Here is a 23,633-nt window from a genome sequence, read left to right as displayed (position 1 = left end):
GACTGGAAATGGTTTCAGCTTATGATTCGTCTCATTCGGTCCAAACTAGGAAGGAGCGTTCGAACATTCTTCGCCTTTCAAGTATATCTTTTTGCTCGCAGGGCCATGATGGTAAGGATAAAACCTAAGAACGAGGTGAATCCTGCCGTGAAATGTCCGAACTGCCAAAGCAAAGATATAGGGAAAATCGGCATCAATCAGTTTTATTGCTGGGGATGCTATATCGAATTATCCCTGTCCAAGGGAGTCATCCACACCCATCAGGTGGAGGAAGATGGCTCACTGAGTTCGCTTGATGATCTGTTTGACGAGGAAGAACGCCAACTTAGCTAGGGAGAGGTGTTTTTCATGAACAGGACGTTTTCATCGATCGTTGGGTTCGGGGCAGGCATCGCCGCGTCCATCTATTCCCAAAGGTCCAATATGTTGAATCGTAAGCAAATGAAGAGATTCCGCAAACAAGTGAAGAAGCTCTTCTAGAAAATACCTCAAAGGTCCGGCTATTGCCGGACCTTTTCTCATGACTAAAACCTCCCTGCTTCGGCACACTACATAAAAGGGAGGGACCTTTCATGGCTACCAATTATGCGAAATGGCTTTACCGATTAACCATTGCCTTTGTCGCTTCATTGCTCTTATATGTACTTTTTCTGTTGAAGCCGGTATGGCAACCCGTCCTTGACGTATTCTTTTTTGCGGCACTGCCGTTTATCATCGGAGCGTTCATCGCGTATCTGCTCCATCCCGTGGTGGAGAAACTTCATGAACTTGGGATTCACCGGGGGATCGCCATCCTTCTTATTTACCTGCTCTTTTTTGGAAGCATCGGGTGGGGGATTTATAAGGGGACGCCGGCCATCATCCACCAAATCGATGATTTATCTAAAAATGCTCCAGTTCTGACCGATCAATACAACCGCGGGCTCACCTATATCCAGTATAAGACCGCCGCGTGGCCGGATGGCATCCAATCCATGCTCGATAAGCGGATCAATGGGCTGGAAGCATGGGTGACGGGCCTTGCAGCCGTCGTCCTTGCCATCCTGATGAAGTTCATGAATTCCCTTCTGATCATTGCCATCATCCCGTTTGTATCCTTTTATCTGCTGAAGGATGTGGTGAAGGTCAAAAGGTTCTTCATCCGGCTCACTCCCCGCAAGTGGAGAGAAAGCAGCGCAAGTTTCCTAAGGGACGTGGATGCTTCTCTAGGAGGCTATATCCGTGGGCAACTCCTGGTCTGTTTGATCATTTTCGGTGTATCGACGTCGGCACTTTGGCTCATCGGAATGAAATATCCCCTCATCCTTGGCCTGATCATCGGGGTGACCAATGTCATCCCCTATTTCGGACCGATCATCGGGGCCATTCCGGCAGTGCTTGTGGCAAGCACGATTTCCCTTCACATGGTCATTTACGTGGCAATCATCGTCTTGATCCTGCAGTTCCTCGAAGGGAATATCCTGTCTCCCCTGATTGTCGGGAAGACGCTGCATATGCACCCTCTATTCATCATGGGCGCTTTGATCATCGGCGGTGAGGTCCAAGGTGTGATTGGCATGATTGTGGCAGTACCGGCCCTTGCCATCATCAAGGTCGCCATATTGCACGGCCGGACGCATTTCATCCATTCCCGTCAAAAAGAAAAGGAGGGACATTGACAAACCCTTCGATTATTTTTATAATCCAATTTATACACGTAAAACGATGAAGGAACGAGTACGTCATAGTCCATCGAGAAGAGAGGGCACCCCTAGGCTGAAAGGGTACCCGGATGAAGGATGACGGAATGCTGATCCGGAGTGCAGGAAGAACCCTGCCGTATGGCCGCGTTAAGGCGTATTGAGGGATGGATAAGAATCTTTATCCATAACCAGGGTGGTACCGCGAGTTAGCTCTCGTCCCTGATCAGGGATGAGGGCTTTTTTGTATTCTTTTTTATGTACATATTCAAAGGAGGAACTGACGATGAAAACATTGACAGGAGCCGAAATCCGGCAAAAGTTCCTGGATTTCTTCCAGGAAAAGAACCATGGCGTGGAGCCGAGTGCTTCACTGGTCCCCCATGAGGATCCATCACTTCTATGGATCAATAGTGGAGTCGCAACACTCAAAAAATATTTTGATGGACGTGTGATCCCTGAAAATCCAAGGATCGTGAACGCACAGAAATCGATCAGGACGAACGATATTGAAAACGTGGGGGAAACGGCCCGTCACCATACATTCTTTGAAATGCTCGGGAACTTCTCCATCGGCGATTACTTCAAGGTGGAAGCCATCGAATGGGCATGGGAATTCCTGACGAAAGAGGAATGGATCGGATTCGATCCTGAAAAGCTTTCCGTAACGATCCATCCTGAAGATCATGAAGCATTCGATATCTGGCATACCAAAGTCGGAGTACCGGCAGAACGCATCATCCGAATCGAGGGGAACTTCTGGGATATCGGGGAAGGACCAAGCGGACCGAACACGGAGATCTTCTATGACCGCGGCCCGGAATATGGGGAGAACCCAAATGATCCTGAACTGTATCCAGGAGGGGAAAACGACCGTTATCTTGAGGTGTGGAATCTTGTGTTCTCGCAGTTCAACCATAATCCTGACGGGACGTACACCCCGCTTCCGAAGAAAAACATCGATACCGGTATGGGCCTAGAGCGTATGGCGTGCGTGGTCCAAGGCGTGCCGACGAACTTCGATACCGACCTCTTTATGCCGATCATTTCGGCTACAGAAGGCATGTCGGGCAGCAAATACGGCGAGCGTAAAGAAGACGACAAAGCATTCAAAGTCATTGCCGATCATATCCGGACCGTGGCATTTGCCATCGGGGACGGGGCCCTTCCTTCCAATGAAGGCCGCGGTTATGTACTGAGACGTCTGCTCAGAAGGGCTGTGCGCTTCGCGAAGCAGATCGGCATCAATCGTCCGTTCATGTTCGAGCTCGTTCCGGTTGTAGCGGAAGTGATGGTCGACTTCTATCCGGAAGTGAAGGAAAAGACCGAGTTCATCCAGAAAGTCGTGAAGAACGAGGAAGATCGCTTCCATGAAACGCTGAACGAAGGATTGCACATCCTTTCCAGCGTGATGAAAGAACAAAAAGCAGCTGGCAGCACCGTCATCCCAGGTAAAGATGTTTTCAGATTGTATGATACGTACGGTTTCCCTGTTGAGCTTACTGAAGAGTATGCAGAGGAAGAAGGACTGAGCCTCGATCAAGCAGGCTTCGAGTCGGAAATGGAAGCGCAGCGCGAACGTGCACGCTCCGCCCGTCAGGATGTGGGAAGCATGCAGGTCCAAGGCGGTGTTCTCAGTGATGTGACCGTGAAGAGTGAATTTGTGGGCTATTCGACTCTTGAAGCAACGGCTACTGTCCTCGAAGTCATCGTGGGAGATGAGCGTCAGCCAAAGGCTGACAAGGGGCAAGAAGTGCAGTTCATCCTGGATGAAACCCCGTTTTATGCTGAAAGCGGCGGTCAGATCGGGGATAAGGGTTATCTCTTTGCCGATGGGGTAAAGGTGTTTGTAAGAGACGTCAAAAAGGCTCCAAACGGACAAAACCTTCACTCAGGTATCGTAGAAGAAGGATCTCTGCTCAAGGGCACAGAAGTGAAAGCCATCGTTTCAAGGGAATCCCGCAAGAAAGTCGAAAAGAATCACACGGCGACGCATCTTCTTCATCAAGCACTGAAGGATGTACTCGGGGAGCATGTCAATCAAGCAGGGTCACTCGTTGAACCGGACAGACTCCGATTTGACTTCTCCCACTTCGGTTCCATCACGGAAGAAGAAATGGAAAAGATCGAACAGATCGTCAACGAAAAAGTATGGCAGGCCCTTCAAGTCAACATCGAACAAAAGACCCTGCAGGAAGCAAAAGCGATGGGTGCCATGGCACTATTCGGTGAGAAATACGGGGATGAAGTGCGTGTCGTTTCCATCGGCGACTATTCCCTGGAACTATGCGGTGGCTGTCATGTAGGCAATACCTCTGAGATCGGCCTCTTCAAGATCCAATCAGAAGGCGGCATCGGAGCAGGCACAAGAAGGATCGAGGCTGTGACAGGAGAAGGGGCATATCGTGTCCTGAATGACCAGGTCTCCCTCCTTAAAGAAGCGGCTGCGAAGCTGAAGACCAATCCGAAAGAAGTTTCGGTCCGCGTCGAATCCCTTCTGCAGGAAATGAAGGAACTTCAGAAAGCGAATGAATCATTGGCGGCAAAATTGTCCAACATAGAAGCAGGAAACCTGACCGACCAAGTCAAAGTCGTGGATGGAGTCAATGTCCTGACAGCAAAAGTCGGTGGCGGCGACCTGCGCAACATGATGGATGACCTGAAGCAGAAGCTGTCCTCCGGTGTGATCGTCCTTGCTTCTGCCAGTGGCGATAAAGTCAACATCATCGCAGGTGTGACGAATGATCTCGTCAAAGAAGGGTATCACGCAGGCAAGCTTGTGAAGGAAGTTGCTACACGCTGCGGCGGAGGAGGCGGCGGACGTCCGGATATGGCTCAGGCAGGCGGAAAAGATGCGTCGAAGCTGGATGATGCCCTTCAATTTGTAGAAGAATGGGTGAAATCCGTTTAACTCCCTGTCAAAGTGGTGTACAATGGTTGTAGCGATTAACAATTCGGTTGTCAAAAAGACAAGCCTGAAGAGAGGTGCCAATGATGAGTTCTTTTGACAAAACGATGCGATTTGATTTCTCCGAGGAGCCATTTGAACATGATGTGAAGGAAGTCCTCCTTCAAGTCCATAATGCGCTTCAGGAAAAAGGGTACAACCCGATCAATCAAATCGTAGGGTATTTACTATCCGGAGATCCCGCGTACATTCCAAGGCATCAAGATGCCAGGAATATCATCCGACGCCTTGAGCGCGATGAAATCATCGAAGAATTAGTCAAATCGTATTTGAAACAGCATAAAGAGGGATAACACATGCGCACTATGGGATTGGATGTCGGCTCGAAGACCGTGGGTGTCGCCATCAGCGATGCCTTTGGCTGGACGGCCCAGGGAATCGAAACCATCAAGATAGACGAAGAGAAGAATACGTTCCGGCTCGACAGGATCAAGGAGCTCGCAGAAGAATATGAAGTGAGCAAGGTCGTCGTCGGCCTGCCGAAGAATATGAACAATACCATCGGTCCCCGAGGTGAAGCTTCACAAGCCTACGGAGAGCTTGTCCGTACCGAGCTTGGTGTACCCGTCGTCTTTTGGGATGAACGGCTCAGTACGATGGCTGCCGAAAGGGTTCTCCTTGAGGCAGATGTGAGCAGGAAGAAGCGTAAGAAAGTAATCGACAAAATGGCTGCCTCCATGATCCTTCAGGGATTCTTGGACAGTCAAAAATAATGAGGTGTATTTAAAATGGAACATGGCGAAAAACAAATCACAGTAGTAGACGAACAAGGAAACGAACAGCTTTGTGAAGTCCTCTTCACATTCGAATCAGATAAATTCAACAAATCCTACGTCCTGTATTATCCACTTGGAGCAGACGAAGATGACGAAGAAGAAATCGAAATCCACGCTTCTGCATTCCTGCCTGGAAATGAAGGCGAAGAAGGCGAATTGCAGCCGATCGAAACAGAAGATGAGTGGGACATGATCGAGGAAATGCTCAACACATTCCTTGAAGATGAAGAAATGGAATAAGGATTCCTTACATGCAGGGGCCGGTGAAGGGAGAAAACTCTCTCCTTTTTACCGGTCCCTGTTTTTCTTTGTGCAAAATATTGTATAATGGTGGAGATGATGTCGAAATCAATGTCGGATATCCCGCTTTTTGCTCGAAAGGGGGAATGGTTATGACAGATAAAAAAGAGATAAAGGAAACGCTGATGAAAAAATTACTCGAACGACAATCCGAAGCAAGATCCATCAGGAAGATCGTCGGCCTCATTCTTCTATGCGTGGTCATCCTTATAGGGGGAACGGCGGTAGGCGGCTATTTCTATGTCAAATCCGCCCTGAAGCCCGTTGACCCCGATGACTCCAAGCCCGTTAATGTAGAGGTGCCGATCGGCTCCGGGGTCTCCACCATCGCCGATCTTCTTGCAGACAAGGGGATCGTGAAGAATGCGACGGTATTCAAGTATTATGTGAAGTTCAACAATGAATCAGGCTTCCAGGCAGGGAGCTACGGTCTCACCCCTTCCATGACCATGGATGAAATCATCAAAAGCCTGAAGACCGGTAGGGTGATCCGCGATGCGGAGTTCACCATCACCGTTCCAGAAGGCCTGCAACTTGATGAGATTGCCGGGTTGATTGGTGAGAAGTCACCGTATTCGAAGCAGGAAGTGGAAAAGAAGCTGGAAGACAAGAAATGGATCGAGCAATTAAAGAAGGAATATCCGAATCTCATTACGAAAGATGTCTCAAACAAAAAGATCAAACGACCGCTTGAAGGCTATCTGTATCCGGCAACCTATTCGTTCTATGAAAAGAAGCCATCGCTTGAAAGCATCCTGAAGGAAATGATCAACCAGACGAACGAAGTGCTGGCCCAATATGAGCCGGCCATGAAAGAGAAGAAAATGTCCCCTCATGAACTTCTGACCTTTGCCTCCCTCGTGGAGAAAGAAGCGACGGAGAAAGCGGACAGGGGGAAGATCTCAAGCGTCTTCTATAACCGCATCGAAGAGGACATGCCTCTCCAAACGGATCCAACCGTGCTGTATTCACTAGGTAAACATAAGGCAAGGACCACCTACAAAGATCTTGAAGTGGACTCTCCTTACAATACGTACAAGAATAAAGGACTGCCGCCGGGACCGATCTCAAACGCAGGAGTATCGTCCATCGAAGCGGCATTGGAACCGGAAGACACGGATTTCTACTACTTCCTTGCTTCATCGAACGGGACCGTTTACTATTCGGAAACCTTGGATGAACATAATGAGAAGAAAGAAAAATACATCACGAATAAGAAGGACTGAACCATGGAGGAGGAAAGAAATATTCGCTTTCCTCCTCCTCATATGATAAAATGATACAAGTTATTTTCATATACCGATGCCCGGCGTTTTAAGTAGAAAGCTCAAGGTAGCTTTCTTCTTTTCATGTTCATTACGCTCAATGGGCCGGAAAATAAACGATAGAAGGTTGATTCCGTGGACGAAAAAGTAATCGATTATATAGAATCCATTGTTCTGGACCGTTCCGATCTGCTTCAGGAAATGGAAGCATATGCTGAGGAGAACGGGGTGCCGATCATGGAGCTTGTCGGCATCGAGGCGCTCCTCGGAATGCTCAGGATCCAACAGCCGAAGCGGATCCTTGAAGTGGGTACGGCAATCGGATACTCTGCACTCAGGATGGCCGAAGCGCTTCCCGATACCACCATCGTCACACTTGAAAGGGACGAAGAAAGGTATGAGAAGGCACAGGAGTTCCTCGGCCGTTCATCTGCACGTGACAGGGTCATCACCCTGTTCGGTGATGCCCTCGAGCTGCAGGAAGATGTAAAGCAACATGGTCCGTATGATGCGGTCTTCATCGATGCTGCCAAAGGTCAATATCGCAAATTCTTCGACAGTTATTCCGAGATGCTGACCCCTGAAGGTGTCGTATACTCTGACAACGTTCTGTTCAAAGGACTGGTGGCAGAGGAAGTGGTTGAGCAGAAGCGGATCCGTAACATGGTGAAAAAACTGCAGGACTACAACAAATGGCTGATGGGTCATCCTGAATATGATACGTCGATCCTCCCGGTCGGGGACGGGGTCGCAATCAGCAAAAAGAGGGGCACCCGTGTAGAAGCCTGATACTCCGGTGAAGCTGACCGTCTTTCATGCATGCATGAAAAAATGAGCGGGGCTGGAGAAGGGTGCTGAGTGGTCAAACAGGGATCGTTCAGATCCGGTCATTCACACCATCATACAACCAGGGATGAAAAAGGGAATGAGCAGGATGTTGTCCGCCACCCATAATAAATTGTGAAAGATCATGCAGAGCAGGAGCACTGCATGATTCGAAAGGAGAACATCGTAACCTTATGAAGCAGAAACCCGTCGTCATTGGTGTAGCAGGAGGTTCAGGGTCAGGGAAGACTAGCGTAACGAAAGCGATCTACGAACAATTCCAGGGCCATTCCATCCTCATGCTGCAGCAGGATTATTATTATAAAGATCAATCCCACCTACCATTCGAGGAGCGTCTGAAAACGAACTATGACCATCCACTGGCATTCGATAATGACCTCTTGATTGAACATCTCCAAGGCCTGCTGAATCATCAGCACGTGGAGAAACCGGTTTACGATTACAAAATGCACACGCGTTCGGATGAAACGATCCCTGTTGAGCCGAAAGATGTGATCATCTTAGAAGGAATCCTTGTATTAGAAGATGAGAGATTGCGCAACTTAATGGATATTAAACTATACGTGGATACCGATGCCGATCTCCGCATCATCAGAAGGATGCTTCGTGATATCAAGGAGCGAGGGCGTTCCATTGATTCCGTCATTGATCAATACATCACGGTCGTCCGTCCGATGCATAATCAATTCATCGAACCGACGAAGCGATATGCCGATGTGATCATCCCGGAAGGCGGCCATAATCATGTGGCCATCGACCTCATGGTCACAAAAATTCAAACAATTCTTGAACAAAAGTCATTTTTGTAATACGATAGCATAGATAAATAAAGTCCAAAATTTACAAATCCCCACAATTGAACATCATCAGGGAATGGAGAAGGGTTTCATCTTCTCCATTCCCTCGCTTTACATGCTGAAGCAATATGGTACATAAAGAGCCAGGGGATGCTCTAAATAGAGAAGGAGTGAAGAGGGTCATGAGTACAGAAAAAGTATACCCGATGACGATCGAAGGGAAAGAAAAGTTAGAAAAAGAACTAGAGAACCTGAAAACGGTTAAACGTAAAGAAGTCGTCGAGCGCATCAAAGTCGCAAGGAGCTTCGGGGATCTATCCGAGAACTCTGAGTACGATGCAGCCAAAGATGAGCAGGCATTCGTAGAAGGACGCATCTCGACGCTTGAAAATATGATCCGCAACGCAAAGATCATCCAAGAAGATGATCATAATTCCGATACGGTCCAGCTTGGTAAGAAGGTGACCTTCATCGAACTTCCTGATGGCGATAAAGAAACATATTCCATCGTGGGAAGCGCTGAAGCCGATCCATTTGAAGGGAAAATCTCCAATGACTCCCCGATCGCCAAAAGTCTTCTTGGACATAAAGTAGGCGAACAAGTGACGGTTCAGACTCCAGGCGGGGAAATGAGCGTCAAGATCGTAGAAGTAAGCTGATAAAAGAAGGGGCCTCCGGGCCTCTTTTTTTATGGGGAAAATCAAAGGACTAATTCATCTCGGAACCGTCAACAATGATGGTAGAGGTGAAAGCATGAAGAAGAAACGGGTCTTATTCTTAAGTATCATCCTATTATCCATCCTGTTTGGTCTGATCGGAAGGCTGATGCAGGTGCAACTGGTCCAAACCGAGTCATTCTCCAAACACAAAATCAACCTGATTGAGAGCAGCGTGGAACAGCGGACGCAGCAGATCGTCATAGACGAAGGGAGAGGGGCTTTCCTTGACCGTGCAGGCAATCCCCTGACCTTCGATGAAGAAAATGTCGTGGTGCTCTTCCCGTTCCTGAATAAGATCGAGTGGCCGAGCGCCACTGTAGCATCCATCCTAGGGATGAACGAAGCAGACATCAAGCGGGATCTCCTCGGGGCAAAGGAACCCGTGGTCCTGAAAGGCAGCGTGGATCTTACGCAGTCTCAAATGGACCGCGTGAACGCTCTGGAGGTCCAAGGGGTCTTTGCCGTGAAGAAAAAAGTGAAAAAGCCTGTGATCCCTGCCGCGCAACTGATCGGGGTGACGGGTGAGAACACGACCCTGTTCCATGAGCGGTATCCCGATAGGGTCAAGGGGGCCAATCAGCCCGTCGGTGTCTCTGGGCTTCAGGGCATATTTGACGAATGGCTCATAGCCGAGGAGCAGGCGAAGCTTGTGTATCATGTGGATGCAACGGGAGGACCGCTGTTCGGAGCAGACGTGAAATATGTCGCCTCGGCCAATCCATTCTATCCATTAAACGTGAAGACGACGATCGATTCAAGGGCGCAGGAAGCCCTTGAAGAGGTTGCTGATACATACGAGATGAAAAAAGGGGGGCTTCTCCTACTCGATATCGCAAGCAGTGAGATCGTGGCCAGCGTCTCTCGACCGAAGATGAAACAGGGGGATCCGTTCGGAGAAGGAGCGACGGATTATATGAGAAAGGCCCTCATACCCGGTTCCGTCTTCAAGACGGTCATTGCAGCGGCGAGCCTTGAGGAAGGCATGGTGGATGAAACAAGGATGTTCGACTGTGACCGGAATATCAGGGGAGGGGAAGCACAGAAGCCACACGGCTCGATCAATATCAGGGACAGTCTGGCAGCAAGCTGCAATCGTACATTTGCAGACCTCGCCAATGAACTGACAGAAAAAGACCCGGATCTCATTGAAGAGTACGCAGATAAACTCGGCCTAACGGGTGATGTCGCCTGGAAAGGGGACGTATTCCACTACGAGGATTTCTCCCAATTGAAGCTGGAACAATCCAGGATCTTTGCGTCAGATGCAGCAAAAGAGGATCGCAACCAGATCGCCATGACCGGAATCGGACAGAATGAAGTGAGGGTGACCCCCATCGGCATGGCCAATATGATGGCGACGATCGCAAGGGGAGGAAAGGCGTACGAAGTGAGTGCAGTATCGATGGTTGAATATCAGAACGGAGCGGATATGGTGACATTCCCGATGCAGGAAGGCGGCGAAGGAATCAGCCCGTTCACAGCGATGAAAATGCAGCAGTACTTGCGCGGGGTGGTGAATTCTCCCCTAGGGACGGCCCCTTATCTTCAGGAAGCGGCATACGAAGTCGCCGGTAAGACGGGCACAGCCCAGACCGGAAGCTACAGGGGGGAGATAACCAAGGCAAATGAGCTTTATAACAAGTGGTTCGCCGGCTACTTCCCCTTCCACGACCCGAAGTATGCCCTTGTGGCGGTGAATATGGACGTTCTAGTGGACGAAGGTGGCATCTATCCGATCTTCAAGGACAGCGTCGACGCCCTCTACCGTCTGGATCAGGAATGAGTCGAAGGAAATGGATAATGTTTCGCTTTCTTCTTTTTCCCCTGTCTGTTAAACTATTGAGGATAATAGGGAGGGAAAGACATGGCGAAGTACCAATCTCGATTAGATAAACGATCAAAAAAGAACACCAATAAAATCCTGAATATCATGATTGCAGTCGTCGTCCTATTGATCCTCGTAGTGGGCGGCTCGATCCTTATTGGAGGCGGGAACGACAAAAGCTCCGATACGGCTTCTTCCTCTACGGGTAATGGAGGGAACAAGAAAGCCTCTGCTGAAGAAAATAAAAGCGATACTGCCAAAAAAGATAATGAGGATTCAAATGATAAAAAAGCTGCTGACGACAAAGAGGACAAGGACAAAAAAGACGAAGATGAAAAAAAATCCGACGATGATAAAGAAAAAGATCTGAAGTCGGAAGACGACAGCAAGCTGAAAGTTCAGGATGGCGACGAACCGAATGTGGATAAAACCGTTGTGCATCCAGACTGGAAGCCGGTGGGCACTTCACAATCTGGAGAGCACGTATCTTCCTATGATCTGGGAACACCTGACTGGAACGAAAAGGTGAAAGCTCTATCCTACGCTACCGGAATACCAGAAAACAATATGACGGTATGGTATATCGAAGGAAACGGTAGTCCGCAGAAATCCATCGGTACAGTATCCGCAAAGAATGACTCCCAGGCATACAGGGTCTATCTTCAGTGGATCGATGGAGAGGGCTGGCAGCCGACTAAGGTTCAGGAACTGATCGAAAACGATAAAAACTAAAGAGAAATCCGCCAGGGTCATGTGGACCCCGGCGGATTTTTTTGTTCTGCATTCACTGATTCAGCTTGAAATGGACAACGGCCGTATAGAGGCGGCGACTGTTTTCATCTACCGTCACATGATGCTGTACATGGTGGACCCTGAGCATGATCGACTGATTCAATTCAATCTGCTCGGTAATTTTCTTTTCTAGTGTGGAAAGATCTGCGGCCTCGAAGAACTCGACCTTATCCTTGATCAATTCAAATGAAATACTCATGTTTCTCCCCCTCTTATCGGTTCGCCTCCTTATTTTAGGGCTTGTTTGCCCCCTTGGCAATGGATAACAGTTGAATAATGGGGGTGGATATGATAATTTAATAACAGTTTTAAAATTAAATCATAGTATATGGATAGGAATTATAAACTTTCCAACAGGAGTGGGATCGATGGGTAGAGAGTTTTTGGATTTATTCCAGGATTGGGCGGATTCATACGATGATACCGTAACGGGTCATGATGTCGAATACCAGGCGGTGTTTGAACACTATGATGCCATTTTAGATGCAGTGGCTGCCCGTGCAAAAGGAAGGGTCGTCGAATTCGGTCCAGGAACGGGCAATTTGACGAAGAAGCTCTTGGAGAACAAGCTGGAGGTTCTGCCGTTCGAGCCATCCCCTGAGATGAGGGAGATCGGCATGCAGAAACTCGGGGACCAGGTCACCTTCAGGGATGGAGACTTCCTTGATTTCGATCTTGTTGGGACGGTGGACTCGTTCGTCAGTTCCTACGCATTTCACCACCTCACCGATGAGGAAAAAGGAAAAGCCTTTGAGATTTATGGCAAGTACCTGCCCCGTGGTGGTAAAATAGTATGGGCCGACACCATGTTCGAGAGTGACCGGCACTATCAAGCCGCCATATCCGCAGCCATCGAAAAAGGATATCATAATCTAGCAGATGACCTGAAACGCGAATACTACACCACGTTGGATGTGTTCAGAGCCCTCCTTGAACCGAGAGGATTCACAGTCACATTCGATCAGGTGAATGCATTTGTATGGATCATGGAGGCGACTAAACAGTAGAAAGAGGTCGTACACTATGAAAATCGCCATCATTGGAGCAATGGAAGAAGAAGTCACTTTATTAAGGGAAAACATTTCGAATCCTGTGGTCGAAACCATCGCAGGGTGTGAATATACAAGTGGAACAATGAAAGGGAAGGAAGTCGTTCTTCTACGTTCCGGAATCGGAAAGGTAAATGCCGCGATGTCAACAGCGGTCCTACTACAGCACTTCAAGCCAGACAGCATCATCAATACTGGATCAGCAGGCGGATTCGATCCTGCACTGAACGTCGGGGACGTGGTCATTTCCACAGAGGTCCGCCATCATGATGTGGACGTGACAGCATTCGGCTATGAGTACGGTCAGGTGCCACAGCTACCGGCTGCCTTCACGGCGGATGAAAAGTTGAAAGAAATCGCCGTGCAGTCGGTGAAGAAGATGGGGGACGTACAAGTCGTTTCCGGCTTGATCGCAACAGGGGATTCATTCATGAGCGATCCTGCACGGGTAGAAGCAATCCGTGACAAGTTCGATTCTCTGCAGGCAGTAGAGATGGAAGCGGCGGCAATCGCACAGGTTGCCCATCAATTCGGCACCCCGTTCGTCATCATCCGTTCCCTATCTGATATTGCCGGGAAGGAATCCGATTTGTCATTCGATCAATACCTGGAAAAAGCGGCCCTGCATTCAGCCAATATGGTCATGAATATTGTAGAGTCCGTATAAAGAGAGAAGCTGTCCCGGTGACAGCTCTGTAAGGGGGAGCAACCTTTGGAAGTATATAGCAGTGTACAGGACCTCATCGGGAACACACCCATCGTGGAATTGACGAACTTCCCGCTGAAGGAAGGGGTCCGGCTTTTCGCAAAGCTGGAATTCATGAATCCGGGTGGGAGTGTCAAGGACCGTCTTGGAAAAGAGCTACTGGAAGATGCAATCCGGACCGGCATGATCCAAAAAGGCGGGACACTCATAGAGCCCACGGCTGGCAATACGGGTATCGGACTTGCACTGGCGGCCGTGAGTTCAGGCTATAACGTGATGTTTTGTGTACCGGAAAAGTTCTCGGTCGAAAAGCAGACCCTCATGAGGGCCCTCGGTGCTACGGTAGTGAACACCCCGACAGCCGACGGGATGAAGGGGGCCATCGCCAAGGCCGAAGAGCTGCTGAAGGAGATCCCGGGCTCGTATTCACCTGCCCAGTTCTCGAATGCTGCAAACCCCATGACCTATTACAAGACACTCGGTCCGGAAGTCTGGAGGCAGTTGGACGGACGGATCGATACGTTTATAGCGGGCGCCGGTACAGGTGGTACATTCATGGGGACGGCGCGATTCCTGAAAGAGCAGAAGCCATCGCTCAGGACCGTCATCGTCGAGCCTGAAGGTTCCATCCTGAACGGAGGTCCTTCCGGTCCCCACCGCACAGAAGGAATCGGCATGGAGTTCCTGCCGGACTATATGGATCCATCTTATTTCGAAGGGATTCATACGGTGAGTGATCAAGATGCGTTCACCATGGTCAAAGAGCTGGCTGGAAGAGAAGGCCTTCTCGTCGGAAGCTCTTCCGGTGCGGCATTGTATGCGTCACTCCTCGAAGCAGAGCAGGCTGAACCCGGGTCCCATCTCTTGACGATCTTCCCGGATTCCAGTGAACGATACTTAAGTCAGGATATCTATGAAGGAGGAAGTTCAGAATGAAAAAGAAAACGAAACTGATCCACGGTGGCATTCCGACAGATCCACAAACGGGTGCGGTTTCCACACCGATCTATCAGGTAAGCACATATAAGCAGGATGAAGTCGGTAAGCATAAGGGGTTTGAATATTCCCGTTCAGGAAATCCGACCAGGCATGCACTTGAGGAATTAATCAAAGATCTTGAAGGCGGAGAACGCGGATTCGCATTCGGCTCCGGCATGGCCGCCATCACAGCGGTAATGATGTTGTTCAACAGCGGTGACCACGTCGTCCTCACAGATGATGTATACGGAGGCACCTACCGTGTGATGACAAAAGTATTGAACCGCCTCGGCATCGAATCGACATTCGTCGATTCCAGCAATCCGGCGTCCATCGAAGAAGCGATCCGTGAGAACACAAAAGCGGTCTATATCGAGACCCCGACCAATCCGCTCTTGAAAATCACGGATATCAAAGAAGCAGCAGCTCTTGCAAAGAAGCATGACCTGCTCACGATCGTGGATAATACGTTCAGTACGCCATACTGGCAGAATCCTCTTGCCCTCGGTGCAGACATCGTTCTTCACAGTGCCACCAAGTACCTTGGAGGTCACAGTGATGTCGTGGCGGGACTCGTGGTCGTGAATTCCGATCAGCTTGCAGAAGATCTATTCTTCGTTCAGAACTCTACGGGCGGGGTCCTGGGTCCACAGGATTCATGGCTGCTCATCCGTGGAATCAAGACGCTTGGACTCCGTATGGAAGAGCACGAAATCAATACGAAGAAAATCGTCGACTTTCTCCTGCAACATCCAAAAGTATCCAAAGTTTATTACCCTGGACTTGAATCACATCCGAACCACGAGATTGCAAAAGCGCAAGCATCCGGCTTCGGAGGTATGGTGTCGTTCGATGTGGGCAGCGAGGCGAATGCTGACCGTCTCCTCACCAACACGAAATATTTCACTCTCGCAGAAAGCCTTGGTGCAGTGGAAAGCCTGATTTCCGTGCCGGCCCGCATGACGCATGCATCGATTCCGAAGGATCGTCGTGACGAACTAGGCATTACGGATGGCCTCGTCAGGATCTCCGTCGGACTTGAAGACGTGGAAGATCTCATCGAGGATATCGATCAAGCGCTCTCTAAATAAGCTGGCAGGAATGGCATCAATTACATGAGGGGCGACACCTCCGGATATGTTACCATAGATTGTGAGTCAACTAGTCCGAAAGTAGGTGTCGACGATGGATAAGAACATCTTTGAACAGAAGCGATCCGACTATAGACGGTTTGGATTCACCCTTCTCTATTTGAGCGTATTCTTATATCTGGGCGTATTGATCCCCGGCATTTCAGATACCGCGGTGAAATTGTACAGCCTCATGGGCATGACCATGGTCTTACTGATTGCTTCCTTTACTTTTTTCAAAAAAGCAATCAAGTATCAAAAACGAATAATGGAAGACGAATAAGGCTGAGATAAAAGCTTTTATAGCAAACCCGAATTCATTCGCCAAGGATCAGGCAAATGAATTCGGGTTTTTTAATTTGTTAAGATGAAAATTCATTGCTTCAAGCGGTTGATTGGAGTGCAAGACGGAGACTCCTGAGGGAAGAGTGACCCCGTAGGCCTATTGTGGAGGCTCACGCGCTACCCGCGGAAAGCGAAGTCTTGGACGGAGAACATGACCGGTATAAAGGATTAAGCTGATCGTATGAAAAAATATTTTCTAAAAAGTGGTTTACTTTTCCATTATAATTGGATATACTAACCAATGTAAGAAAAATATCACACGGAAACGGAGGTCGAGTAACATGATGATGATCAAAGGAATCAACGCCGTACAACTTCATATTACCATTCGACCGACAGTGGGATATCTTTCGTTCTGACCAATATGTGAATGAATGCCGCGGGGAGAATGCATCTTCCTGCGGCTTTTTTGTGCGCCGCCGGGAAGGGAGTCCCTGCGGTTTTTTCATGCAAAAAAACAATACTGGAAAGGGGGGATCGCCATGACTCTTAACTTACTATTCGTGACGCTTACGTTGAAAAAGAAGCGTACGTCATTCGAAGAAGCTACACATAATGAATCGGTCTCGAAGCATTTCGAAGAGACCAAGACAAGACAGCAGCACTTCACATCACATACGCTGTAATACCTGTACGATCAAACCATAGGGAGGAGAATGAACATGATTTTTATACAAGTGAAAAGGCTGAATGCGCTCTGGGTGGAGAAGGACACAGCCTAACGAACGTGAAGGGTTGGTGACAGGATGTTTTTGACCATCTCGATTTGGACAGTGATGATCGGCAGGTTCTTCAAGAAGAAGCGGATGCCGGAATAATGAAGAAAGCGGGTCCGCTACCGGACCCGCTTTTTCTATTCGCTTTTTTTCGGAAGCTGGATGGCAGGGGAGCTGCCGCTGCCGTTCCCGCTATAAAAGTCCGGGACTTTTCCTGGTATGAACAGATCGCCGATTTTGACTTTGTTGGCCACCTTGATCGTTTTGGTCCGCCTCGGAATGATTACATTCATTTCAACCGAAATGTTGATATACACTTCGAGATAGGTGTTATTGATCCCGACCACATTTGTTTGTGTTTCTACATTCGATTGCACGTCCCCGATGATCATGAACTGGATGGGGATCTGCGGGCCCATATTGGCAAGGAGGGTATTATTCGCTGCAAGGCCGAGGGGCACATAATACACAATGCCTTTTGCATCTTTGCTTTTCTCAAAATCGATTTCCGTCTCAGAGGTAAAGGCTTCGAGCTTTTCCAGGTCGCCTTTCTCCACATAATCAAGGTACTGCTGGACCCTTTCGGTCGATTCTGCGATCAGCTTGTTGTATATACCCGGGTCGAAGCTATAGCTGGGCTCTCCGCCGGTTTCATGTTTGACGATCAACTGATTGATATCCACCTCTTCAGAGATGTTTTTGGAAATGGAATCGTTGATGGCCTGGGCGGCGAACTGCCGGGTCGTTGTTTCAGCGATTTCCATGAGTGCGGGCTCGATGCCCCTATTGATCATGTACAGACTCTGTACCGTCATCAGCACGAACACGATGAACGATATGATGAAGACATGCCGTGCAGGTAGGGGAGATCGTTTCGGTCGTCGCTTCTTGAACATACCGTCACCTCTCTTCTCTCTCACTATATTGTCAGGAGTTATTGATTATGACTGGAGGAGAGGACACATATCTGTCAAAGAATCGCAACAGGGTGTTCATGAATGGAAGGATTCATGAGGCACTTGTGGTGATATACTGACCGTAAGGACGTAGCAATGGAAGGAGTTTTGCGTCATGTTTTCCATGATTATGGGTCTGGTGGTGACCGTGGCGATCGGGTTGATCATCACGGCAGAAGTCGGTGCAGAGTAAGGGGGCGGATGCCCTCTTTTTTTATGGAGGAAAAGTGGCAGAGTCCACAAATGAAAGATGAAACATGGTAAGCGGCCACCTTTGGAAAGGGCCGCCTTTTTTAAGTGGTGAAAAGGACAGAGAGCTCCGCATATAGTAGGTCTATATTCATAAGTGGGAAGGGGGCAGGTATGTATTCAATCGTTGTGATCATCCATGTATCCACAGCTCTCATCGGTTTCGGACAGACGTTCTTATTCCCCTTTCTGCTACAATTCCCTCGTTCAGAAGAAGGAGCAAGGACGGTCCTCGGGCTCCTTGGGGGAATGGGGACACTAGCGAAATGCAGTGATTTCATCCTGTTGGGTAGCGGTATCGGCATGGTGATCCTCGGCTATCCGTTCGAGCCTTGGATCATCGCTTCCCTGATCCTCTTCTTCATCATGCGCTTTTCGTCTGCTGTCCTGTCAAGGAAGGCCGCCCTATCATTGTGGGAAATGCTCAATCAGGAAAGCGGCCCATATTTTATGGAGGAATACCGGAAGCGCATGGCCCTGTTCCTTCCGAAAGTGTGGTTCACACAGGCCATCAATATCGCAATCATCCTGCTCATGATTTTGAAACCATAAGCCTCCACCATACGTAAGACTGATAAGGGAGATCCTTCCTGATAAGTCCTATCTGTTGTCATCTCGTAAAGGGACTTTGCATGAAGTGATTGAAAGGATTTTCCAATAGTAGTATAGTAAGTAGGGACTATTTTTTCATTTTTCCGAAAAGTTAACCGAAGGAGGGGAGAAAGATGAAGAAAATGATTCAGCTCGGCGCCCTCATTCTTGGAGTGACGATGGCAAACATCGTGATATTTTCCCCCGGCTTTATCGGCTTGGCCCTGACTGGGGGTGCCCTTGAAGCAGCGCTCGGTGCATCGATCCTCACGGCCAGCGCCATAGGTGTCCTTTACGGAGTGTATGCGCTTCGTTTCAAGGAAGAAGAACCGCTCCAGATCCTATCTCTTGCCTCAGATGAAGACTACAAGGAAGCCCTCTCCAGATTCTTCGGGAAAAAGTCGCTTCGTGAAGATCTTCACTATGCCATCGAGCAGGTGGACCGCCTGGAACAGAAAAAAGCCTCCCTTCAGCAGGCGATCAATGACCGGTTCCAGCAAGGTGAAATGAGTCACCGTAAATTCAGCCACACGGTCCTTGAGGTGGAACAGCTCTTTTTCCAGAACGTAAGGAATCTCTTGAACAAAGCGGGTGCCTTCGATGAGCGGGAATACAAATCCGTCCGGTCCAAGGATCCGCGCCTCAGTCAAACCCTCCTAGCCGAGAAGACATCCCTGTACAGGGAGTATCTGTTCTTCATCAAACAGGCAATCGAGATCAATGAAGAAATCATTCTCGATCTCGATAAGCTGCTGCTTGAAATCACCCGTCTCAATACTGTCACCATCGAAGATATCGACAACATGGCCTGCATGAAGGAAATCCATTCCCTCATCAATCAGACAAAGCTCTATAAAACATAAAGAAAAGGGGAAACGCATGATGAAAAAAGGAAAATTCCTGCTCGTTTCCGGTCTAATCGTCCTGTTGGTCTTCGGTGGTGTCTTCTTCGGGATCAAACTCACCTCCAACCTCGGGAAAACCGATAAGCAGATCACGGCAGAAAGTGCAGATAAACAGCTGGATGAACTATACGGTAAGATTGACGTGACGAAAGAAAAGCCGATCAAAGGTCAAATCGATCTCGACCCGGCGGATGCAGCTTCCGAGCTTCCGGATATCTCGAAATTCCCTCTTACCGTAGAGGGAACGGGGAATACAACGGTCGAAATCTTTTCCTCTACAGAAAAATCCGGGAAGGGGAAGGAAGGATGGCTGAATAAAGTAGCGGAAGACTTCAATGCCTCGGGCGCATCGGGTCAGGTCACCATCCGCAGTATCGCATCCGGGACGGCGACAGAGTACATCACATCAGGGAAAAGCGTTCCTGACGCCTTCGCTCCTTCCAATGAACTGTGGGGGGAAATGGTCAAAGCCTCCGGAGTGGAGTCCCACCTGATCGAAAAGCGCCTTGTCGGGAATGTGCCAGGCATCGTGATCTCAAAGAAAAAACATGATCAGCTCATCGAGAAGTACGGGTCCGTGAATGCGAAGACCATATTGGAAGCCATGACCGAGGATGAATTCGCCATGGGGTATACCGATCCGTTCGCAAGCTCCACGGGATTGAACTTCCTTATCACCGGCCTCAATACTTTCGACAACAAAAACGTCCTGAGTGACGATGCCGTGAAGGGATTTGAATCATTCCAGGCCAATGTCCCTTTCACAGCCTCTACGACCCTGCAAATGAGGGAAGCAGCCAAGTCAGGGATGCTGGATGGATTCGTACTTGAATATCAGACTTATACGAACGCTTCCGATCTCAAAGATTCCTATGAATTCGTGCCGTTCGGTGTCAGACACGATAACCCGTTATATGCCCTTGGGGAGCTCTCTGCAGAAAAGGTCAAAGTGCTTGAAGAGTTCGCTCAATTCGCCAAGCAGGACCGTTACAAGGAGCTTGCCAAAAAGGATGGCTTCAACGGTTTGGAAGAGTATCAGTCCGAAATGAAGCCTCTAGACGGAAGCACCATAACCTCCGCCCAGAAGATTTGGAAGGAAAAAAAGAATGGCACCCAGTCGATTGCCGCCGTTTTCGTAGCGGACGTATCGGGAAGCATGGACGGGGAATCGCTTAATAAGCTGAAAGAGTCTCTCCTCAAAGGACAAAAGTATCTTGGGAAAGACAATTCAATCGGTCTGGTCAGTTATTCGGATGATGTGGCCATCAATATGCCGATCAAAAAATTCGATGTGAATCAGCAATCCGAATTCGTCGGGGCTGTGGAAAGCCTGCAGGCCAATGGCGGTACGGCCACCTATGACGGAATCGTGGTGGCCATGAAGATGCTCCAGGATGAGCTCGGGAAGAATCCGGATACACGCCCCCTCATCTTCGTGTTGAGCGACGGGGATACGAATCAGGGGAATTCATTGAAAGCCGTCCGCCCCCTGATCGAAGCATACAAAATCCCGGTGTATACAATCGGGTATAACGCGGACCTCAAGGCGCTCGAAACCATTTCATCCATCAATGAGGCCGCCAGCATCAATGCCGATACCGACGACGTCGTCTACAAGATCCGAAATCTGTTCAACGTCCAATTATAGGAGGGGATTGTATGAGCTTTTCCATGAGTGTGACCACACAAGAAGAAGTGAAAAAGGTAATCGAACAAGAGGTCAAACCCGTGCCTGAGGAGGTAAGGAAGCTTCAAGAAGCGGCGGAAGCGAACGTCCAGGCGGTCCTGAACCTCGATCTCAATTCCCTTGAGAAGAAAAAGGAAATCCTTGCTTCCATCGATTCTTTCGGGATGAACACCCTGCGATCGTCTTCGAGCAAAAATGCCCTCCTGCAGGTATCAGTGGGAAATCTATCGAAGACGGGTGATGAAGGCGGACAGGTGGCCAAAGGGCTGAGCGACCTTCAAATCGAAATCAAGGACCTCGACCCGAGCATGATCGATTTTGCCAAGACGGGACTCCTCGGGAAGCTGTTCAATCCCATGCGGGCCTACTTCGCCAAGTATCAGAAAGCCGACACCGTCATATCCGATATCGTCGAATCACTGGAAAAGGGCAGGAACGTCCTGAAAAATGATAATACGACCCTTGAAATTGAACAACACGCCCTCAGGGATCTGACCAAGGTGCTTCAGAAGGAAATCGAACTCGGTTCCCTCATGGATGCCTCCATCGCCGCACAGGTGGAAGTGGCACGTGAGAAGGGGGAAGATCCCGATCGGGTACGGTTCATTGAAGAGGAGATCCTATTCCCCCTCCGACAGCGGGTCATGGACCTGAACACGATGCTCGTCGTCAATCAGCAGGGAATCATCGCCTATGAAATGGTTGTGAGGAACAACCGGGAGCTCATCCGCGGCGTCGACCGGGCGAAAACAGTCACCATCTCCGCCCTCAGGATCGGCGTGACCGTCGCAAGTGCCCTGTACAATCAAAAAATTGTCCTCAAGAAGATCGAGGCACTGAACGCGACGACGAATACGATCATAGCCGGGACTTCGAAAATGCTGAAAGACCAAGGGACCGCCATCCAGAAGCAGGCGATGGAAGCAAATATCTCCGTCGACACCCTCAAGACCGCCTTCAGCGATGTCATCGAAGCCATGGATTCGATCTCCACCTACAAGCGAGAGGCCCTTCCGCAGATGCGGGAAACAATCAACCAGTTCAAGGAGCTCGCCGCAACAGGGGAAGAGCAGATCCAGCGCCTGGAGAAGGGTTCGAAAATCCAGTTCTGAATCAACGACAGTGAAAAGCCCGCCAAGACCGTCATTTAGACGATCCCGGCGGGCTTTTTCTTATAGAATGATCATTTTCCCCGTTTCTCTTTTTCCTCTCGGTAAAACTCATGGAACATCTTCATCAAGGCCCGTTTTTCGATCCGGGACACATAGCTCCTCGAGATGTTCAATTCCTTGGCGATCTCCCGCTGGGTTTTCTCCTCTTTTAAATCAAGGCCGAAACGGCCGACGATGACCTCTTTTTCCCGGTCATCCAGGACGCAGATGTATTTCCGGACCTTCTCCAGTTCCATGCTGAGCTGGATCGTATCGATCACATCATCGGCTTCCGATTTAAGGATATCGATGAGGCTGATCTCATTCCCTTCTTTATCCTGACCAATCGGATCGTGAAGGGAGATATCCTTTTTCGTTTTCTTGAGTGCCCTGAGATGCATAAGAATCTCATTCTCGATACAACGGGCAGCATAGGTGGCAAGCTTCGTTCCCTTACCCTCGGAATAGCTCTCGATCGCCTTGATCAGCCCGATCGTGCCGATGGAGATGAGGTCTTCAGGGTCTTCTCCGGTGTTTTCGAATTTCTTCACGATATGTGCCACGAGCCTTAAATTATGCTCGATCAGCATATTTCTCGCGTGCTCATCACCTTCAGCCATGAGCCGTAAGTATTTCCGTTCCTCTGCTGCCGATAGCGGTTGTGGAAAGGCGTTATTCTTTACGTAGGAAACAAGGAAGAACAATTCTTTCACGAAATAGCCGAGCGCTGTCAGAACTCCAGACATGGTTCCACCTCCAAAAGGACTTTTGCCTATAACCCATACCTATGTTAGCGATCGGGGTCTCTTGCATGTCCTTTGGAAGTAAGGGGAAAGGGATTTAATGAATAGCTGTGGAAAGAGTTTTTACACAAGTTTTGGATTCAATTTGATCATGACCAGCATGATGATGACATGCAAGCAAGAAAGGAAGAACAACGTGATATAAGGAGTCAGTAGGTCCACCGCATCCTGCACAAATGGGGCATCGTAAAAGTGAAGGATGATTAATCCGATCATTCCGGTGAAAAGCCCGTTAAAGACGACGGTTGAATACATAGAGGATCTGTTAAAGGAGGAACGGGAAAGGTAACAGATCACCAGGCCATTCACTGCAATGGACACGCAGATGGCTGTTGATACAGTGTACAAAACGTAATGGTCAGCATGTTGAAAAATGAGCAGGATCCCTGCAATAATCATA

At 49.0% G+C, this 23,633-nt stretch carries 27 protein-coding genes and 1 other annotated feature; of the genes, 23 read left to right on the top strand and 4 right to left on the bottom strand.

The features are described from left to right. The first annotated feature begins 108 nt into the window (after positions 1–108). From K6T23_RS15040 to K6T23_RS14980, 13 genes are all read left to right on the top strand, one after another. Positions 109–333: a hypothetical protein gene (locus K6T23_RS15040; RefSeq protein WP_079516779.1), complete on the top strand. Its 225-nt coding sequence runs from the start codon at positions 109–111 to the stop codon at positions 331–333. Positions 334–348: 15 nt separating this feature from the next. Then, entirely contained in the window at positions 349–480 is a 132-nt protein-coding gene (locus tag K6T23_RS15035; RefSeq protein WP_079516445.1) for a YrzQ family protein, read from the top strand. Between the two features lie 92 nt (positions 481–572). After that, positions 573–1,658 carry an AI-2E family transporter gene (locus K6T23_RS15030; protein WP_238281579.1) on the top strand — a complete coding sequence of 362 codons (1,086 nt, stop codon included), beginning with the start codon at positions 573–575 and terminating at the stop codon, positions 1,656–1,658. Positions 1,659–1,695: 37 nt separating this feature from the next. Beyond that, positions 1,696–1,906: a binding site (T-box leader), on the top strand. Between the two features lie 59 nt (positions 1,907–1,965). Beyond that, a complete protein-coding gene (gene alaS / locus K6T23_RS15025) occupies positions 1,966–4,590 on the top strand; it encodes an alanine--tRNA ligase (RefSeq protein ID WP_238281577.1) in 2,625 nt (874 codons plus the stop codon). A gap of 83 nt (positions 4,591–4,673) precedes the next feature. Then, positions 4,674–4,940: an IreB family regulatory phosphoprotein gene (locus K6T23_RS15020; RefSeq protein ID WP_048006427.1), complete on the top strand. Its 267-nt coding sequence runs from the start codon at positions 4,674–4,676 to the stop codon at positions 4,938–4,940. A 3-nt stretch (positions 4,941–4,943) separates the two neighbouring features. Next, positions 4,944–5,360 carry a Holliday junction resolvase RuvX gene (gene ruvX, locus K6T23_RS15015; protein WP_179125841.1) on the top strand — a complete coding sequence of 139 codons (417 nt, stop codon included), beginning with the start codon at positions 4,944–4,946 and terminating at the stop codon, positions 5,358–5,360. Between the two features lie 15 nt (positions 5,361–5,375). Beyond that, positions 5,376–5,663, top strand: a complete 288-nt coding sequence (locus K6T23_RS15010) for a DUF1292 domain-containing protein (RefSeq protein ID WP_048006187.1) — start codon at positions 5,376–5,378, stop codon at positions 5,661–5,663. 146 nt (positions 5,664–5,809) lie between these two features. Then, on the top strand, positions 5,810–6,949 hold the full coding sequence (gene mltG, locus K6T23_RS15005; RefSeq protein WP_148984600.1) for an endolytic transglycosylase MltG: 1,140 nt from the start codon (positions 5,810–5,812) through the stop codon (positions 6,947–6,949). A gap of 174 nt (positions 6,950–7,123) precedes the next feature. Then, entirely contained in the window at positions 7,124–7,777 is a 654-nt protein-coding gene (locus tag K6T23_RS15000) for an O-methyltransferase (protein WP_238281575.1), read from the top strand. 230 nt (positions 7,778–8,007) lie between these two features. Further along, the gene (udk, locus tag K6T23_RS14995; protein WP_053426487.1) at positions 8,008–8,643 is read left to right on the top strand and encodes a uridine kinase; all 636 of its coding nucleotides are present in this window, start codon (positions 8,008–8,010) and stop codon (positions 8,641–8,643) included. A gap of 170 nt (positions 8,644–8,813) precedes the next feature. Beyond that, a complete protein-coding gene (greA, locus tag K6T23_RS14990; protein ID WP_048006184.1) occupies positions 8,814–9,290 on the top strand; it encodes a transcription elongation factor GreA in 477 nt (158 codons plus the stop codon). Positions 9,291–9,384: 94 nt separating this feature from the next. Then, positions 9,385–11,133 carry a peptidoglycan D,D-transpeptidase FtsI family protein gene (locus K6T23_RS14985; protein ID WP_238281573.1) on the top strand — a complete coding sequence of 583 codons (1,749 nt, stop codon included), beginning with the start codon at positions 9,385–9,387 and terminating at the stop codon, positions 11,131–11,133. 81 nt (positions 11,134–11,214) lie between these two features. After that, positions 11,215–11,907, top strand: coding sequence for a YrrS family protein (locus K6T23_RS14980; protein WP_056535193.1), 693 nt, complete (start codon positions 11,215–11,217; stop codon positions 11,905–11,907). 52 nt (positions 11,908–11,959) lie between these two features. Here K6T23_RS14980 and K6T23_RS14975 read toward each other — a convergent pair whose 3' ends face one another. Continuing rightward, on the bottom strand, positions 11,960–12,166 hold the full coding sequence (locus tag K6T23_RS14975) for a DUF2536 family protein (protein ID WP_056535195.1): 207 nt from the start codon (positions 12,164–12,166) through the stop codon (positions 11,960–11,962). Between the two features lie 169 nt (positions 12,167–12,335). Here K6T23_RS14975 and K6T23_RS14970 point away from each other — a divergent pair, with 169 nt between their 5' ends. The 6 genes from K6T23_RS14970 (at position 12,336) to K6T23_RS14945 (ending at position 16,801) form a co-directional block, all read left to right on the top strand. Continuing rightward, a complete protein-coding gene (locus tag K6T23_RS14970; RefSeq protein WP_056535196.1) occupies positions 12,336–12,974 on the top strand; it encodes a class I SAM-dependent methyltransferase in 639 nt (212 codons plus the stop codon). 16 nt (positions 12,975–12,990) lie between these two features. After that, positions 12,991–13,683: a 5'-methylthioadenosine/S-adenosylhomocysteine nucleosidase gene (gene mtnN, locus K6T23_RS14965; RefSeq protein WP_056535198.1), complete on the top strand. Its 693-nt coding sequence runs from the start codon at positions 12,991–12,993 to the stop codon at positions 13,681–13,683. 45 nt (positions 13,684–13,728) lie between these two features. Continuing rightward, positions 13,729–14,658: a PLP-dependent cysteine synthase family protein gene (locus tag K6T23_RS14960; RefSeq protein WP_238281572.1), complete on the top strand. Its 930-nt coding sequence runs from the start codon at positions 13,729–13,731 to the stop codon at positions 14,656–14,658. Then, complete coding sequence (locus K6T23_RS14955; RefSeq protein WP_056535202.1) at positions 14,655–15,791, top strand: bifunctional cystathionine gamma-lyase/homocysteine desulfhydrase; 1,137 nt, start codon at positions 14,655–14,657, stop codon at positions 15,789–15,791. Before K6T23_RS14960 ends, K6T23_RS14955 begins: the two co-directional genes overlap by 4 nt. 94 nt (positions 15,792–15,885) lie before the next feature. Continuing rightward, complete coding sequence (locus K6T23_RS14950) at positions 15,886–16,113, top strand: YrhC family protein (protein ID WP_238281570.1); 228 nt, start codon at positions 15,886–15,888, stop codon at positions 16,111–16,113. A 544-nt stretch (positions 16,114–16,657) separates the two neighbouring features. Then, the gene (locus tag K6T23_RS14945) at positions 16,658–16,801 is read left to right on the top strand and encodes a YrzI family small protein (RefSeq protein ID WP_179125840.1); all 144 of its coding nucleotides are present in this window, start codon (positions 16,658–16,660) and stop codon (positions 16,799–16,801) included. A 227-nt stretch (positions 16,802–17,028) separates the two neighbouring features. Here K6T23_RS14945 and yunB read toward each other — a convergent pair whose 3' ends face one another. Beyond that, positions 17,029–17,787 carry a sporulation protein YunB gene (yunB, locus tag K6T23_RS14940; protein WP_048006174.1) on the bottom strand — a complete coding sequence of 253 codons (759 nt, stop codon included), beginning with the start codon at positions 17,785–17,787 and terminating at the stop codon, positions 17,029–17,031. Between the two features lie 423 nt (positions 17,788–18,210). Between yunB and K6T23_RS14935 the strand changes: the two genes are divergently transcribed. The 4 genes from K6T23_RS14935 to K6T23_RS14920 all read left to right on the top strand — a co-directional run bounded on the left by K6T23_RS14935 (position 18,211) and on the right by K6T23_RS14920 (position 22,391). After that, positions 18,211–18,648 (top strand): DUF2269 domain-containing protein, encoded by a 438-nt coding sequence (locus K6T23_RS14935; protein WP_238281568.1) that lies wholly within the window; start codon positions 18,211–18,213, stop codon positions 18,646–18,648. A 173-nt stretch (positions 18,649–18,821) separates the two neighbouring features. Then, positions 18,822–19,550: a hypothetical protein gene (locus K6T23_RS14930; protein WP_238281566.1), complete on the top strand. Its 729-nt coding sequence runs from the start codon at positions 18,822–18,824 to the stop codon at positions 19,548–19,550. Positions 19,551–19,566: 16 nt separating this feature from the next. Next, positions 19,567–21,240, top strand: coding sequence for a vWA domain-containing protein (locus K6T23_RS14925; RefSeq protein ID WP_238281564.1), 1,674 nt, complete (start codon positions 19,567–19,569; stop codon positions 21,238–21,240). A gap of 11 nt (positions 21,241–21,251) precedes the next feature. Then, a complete protein-coding gene (locus tag K6T23_RS14920; protein WP_238281562.1) occupies positions 21,252–22,391 on the top strand; it encodes a toxic anion resistance protein in 1,140 nt (379 codons plus the stop codon). Positions 22,392–22,462: 71 nt separating this feature from the next. Here K6T23_RS14920 and sigK read toward each other — a convergent pair whose 3' ends face one another. Together sigK and K6T23_RS14910 are read right to left on the bottom strand one after the other, a co-directional pair. Next, a complete protein-coding gene (gene sigK / locus K6T23_RS14915; RefSeq protein WP_048016280.1) occupies positions 22,463–23,176 on the bottom strand; it encodes an RNA polymerase sporulation sigma factor SigK in 714 nt (237 codons plus the stop codon). Between the two features lie 120 nt (positions 23,177–23,296). Beyond that, positions 23,297–23,581 carry a hypothetical protein gene (locus K6T23_RS14910; protein ID WP_238281560.1) on the bottom strand — a complete coding sequence of 95 codons (285 nt, stop codon included), beginning with the start codon at positions 23,579–23,581 and terminating at the stop codon, positions 23,297–23,299. Positions 23,582–23,633: the final 52 nt, after the last annotated feature.

This window comes from Rossellomorea marisflavi, from assembly GCF_022170785.1.
GTDB classification, from domain to species: domain Bacteria; phylum Bacillota; class Bacilli; order Bacillales; family Bacillaceae_B; genus Rossellomorea; species Rossellomorea marisflavi_B.
The sequence above is the reverse complement of the archived record's forward strand: the minus strand, read 5'-3'. Positions and strand labels throughout refer to the sequence as shown.

Coding starts and splice junctions, on each gene's coding strand:
- K6T23_RS15040 (WP_079516779.1), top strand. CDS start 109: ATGGTAAGGATAAAACCTAAGAACGAGGTGAATCCTGCCGTGAAATGT.
- K6T23_RS15035 (WP_079516445.1), top strand. CDS start 349: ATGAACAGGACGTTTTCATCGATCGTTGGGTTCGGGGCAGGCATCGCC.
- K6T23_RS15030 (WP_238281579.1), top strand. CDS start 573: ATGGCTACCAATTATGCGAAATGGCTTTACCGATTAACCATTGCCTTT.
- alaS (WP_238281577.1), top strand. CDS start 1,966: ATGAAAACATTGACAGGAGCCGAAATCCGGCAAAAGTTCCTGGATTTC.
- K6T23_RS15020 (WP_048006427.1), top strand. CDS start 4,674: ATGAGTTCTTTTGACAAAACGATGCGATTTGATTTCTCCGAGGAGCCA.
- ruvX (WP_179125841.1), top strand. CDS start 4,944: ATGCGCACTATGGGATTGGATGTCGGCTCGAAGACCGTGGGTGTCGCC.
- K6T23_RS15010 (WP_048006187.1), top strand. CDS start 5,376: ATGGAACATGGCGAAAAACAAATCACAGTAGTAGACGAACAAGGAAAC.
- mltG (WP_148984600.1), top strand. CDS start 5,810: ATGGTTATGACAGATAAAAAAGAGATAAAGGAAACGCTGATGAAAAAA.
- udk (WP_053426487.1), top strand. CDS start 8,008: ATGAAGCAGAAACCCGTCGTCATTGGTGTAGCAGGAGGTTCAGGGTCA.
- greA (WP_048006184.1), top strand. CDS start 8,814: ATGAGTACAGAAAAAGTATACCCGATGACGATCGAAGGGAAAGAAAAG.
- K6T23_RS14985 (WP_238281573.1), top strand. CDS start 9,385: ATGAAGAAGAAACGGGTCTTATTCTTAAGTATCATCCTATTATCCATC.
- K6T23_RS14980 (WP_056535193.1), top strand. CDS start 11,215: ATGGCGAAGTACCAATCTCGATTAGATAAACGATCAAAAAAGAACACC.
- K6T23_RS14975 (WP_056535195.1), bottom strand. CDS start 12,166: ATGAGTATTTCATTTGAATTGATCAAGGATAAGGTCGAGTTCTTCGAG.
- K6T23_RS14970 (WP_056535196.1), top strand. CDS start 12,336: ATGGGTAGAGAGTTTTTGGATTTATTCCAGGATTGGGCGGATTCATAC.
- mtnN (WP_056535198.1), top strand. CDS start 12,991: ATGAAAATCGCCATCATTGGAGCAATGGAAGAAGAAGTCACTTTATTA.
- K6T23_RS14955 (WP_056535202.1), top strand. CDS start 14,655: ATGAAAAAGAAAACGAAACTGATCCACGGTGGCATTCCGACAGATCCA.
- K6T23_RS14950 (WP_238281570.1), top strand. CDS start 15,886: ATGGATAAGAACATCTTTGAACAGAAGCGATCCGACTATAGACGGTTT.
- K6T23_RS14945 (WP_179125840.1), top strand. CDS start 16,658: ATGACTCTTAACTTACTATTCGTGACGCTTACGTTGAAAAAGAAGCGT.
- yunB (WP_048006174.1), bottom strand. CDS start 17,787: ATGTTCAAGAAGCGACGACCGAAACGATCTCCCCTACCTGCACGGCAT.
- K6T23_RS14935 (WP_238281568.1), top strand. CDS start 18,211: ATGTATTCAATCGTTGTGATCATCCATGTATCCACAGCTCTCATCGGT.
- K6T23_RS14930 (WP_238281566.1), top strand. CDS start 18,822: ATGAAGAAAATGATTCAGCTCGGCGCCCTCATTCTTGGAGTGACGATG.
- K6T23_RS14925 (WP_238281564.1), top strand. CDS start 19,567: ATGATGAAAAAAGGAAAATTCCTGCTCGTTTCCGGTCTAATCGTCCTG.
- K6T23_RS14920 (WP_238281562.1), top strand. CDS start 21,252: ATGAGCTTTTCCATGAGTGTGACCACACAAGAAGAAGTGAAAAAGGTA.
- sigK (WP_048016280.1), bottom strand. CDS start 23,176: ATGTCTGGAGTTCTGACAGCGCTCGGCTATTTCGTGAAAGAATTGTTC.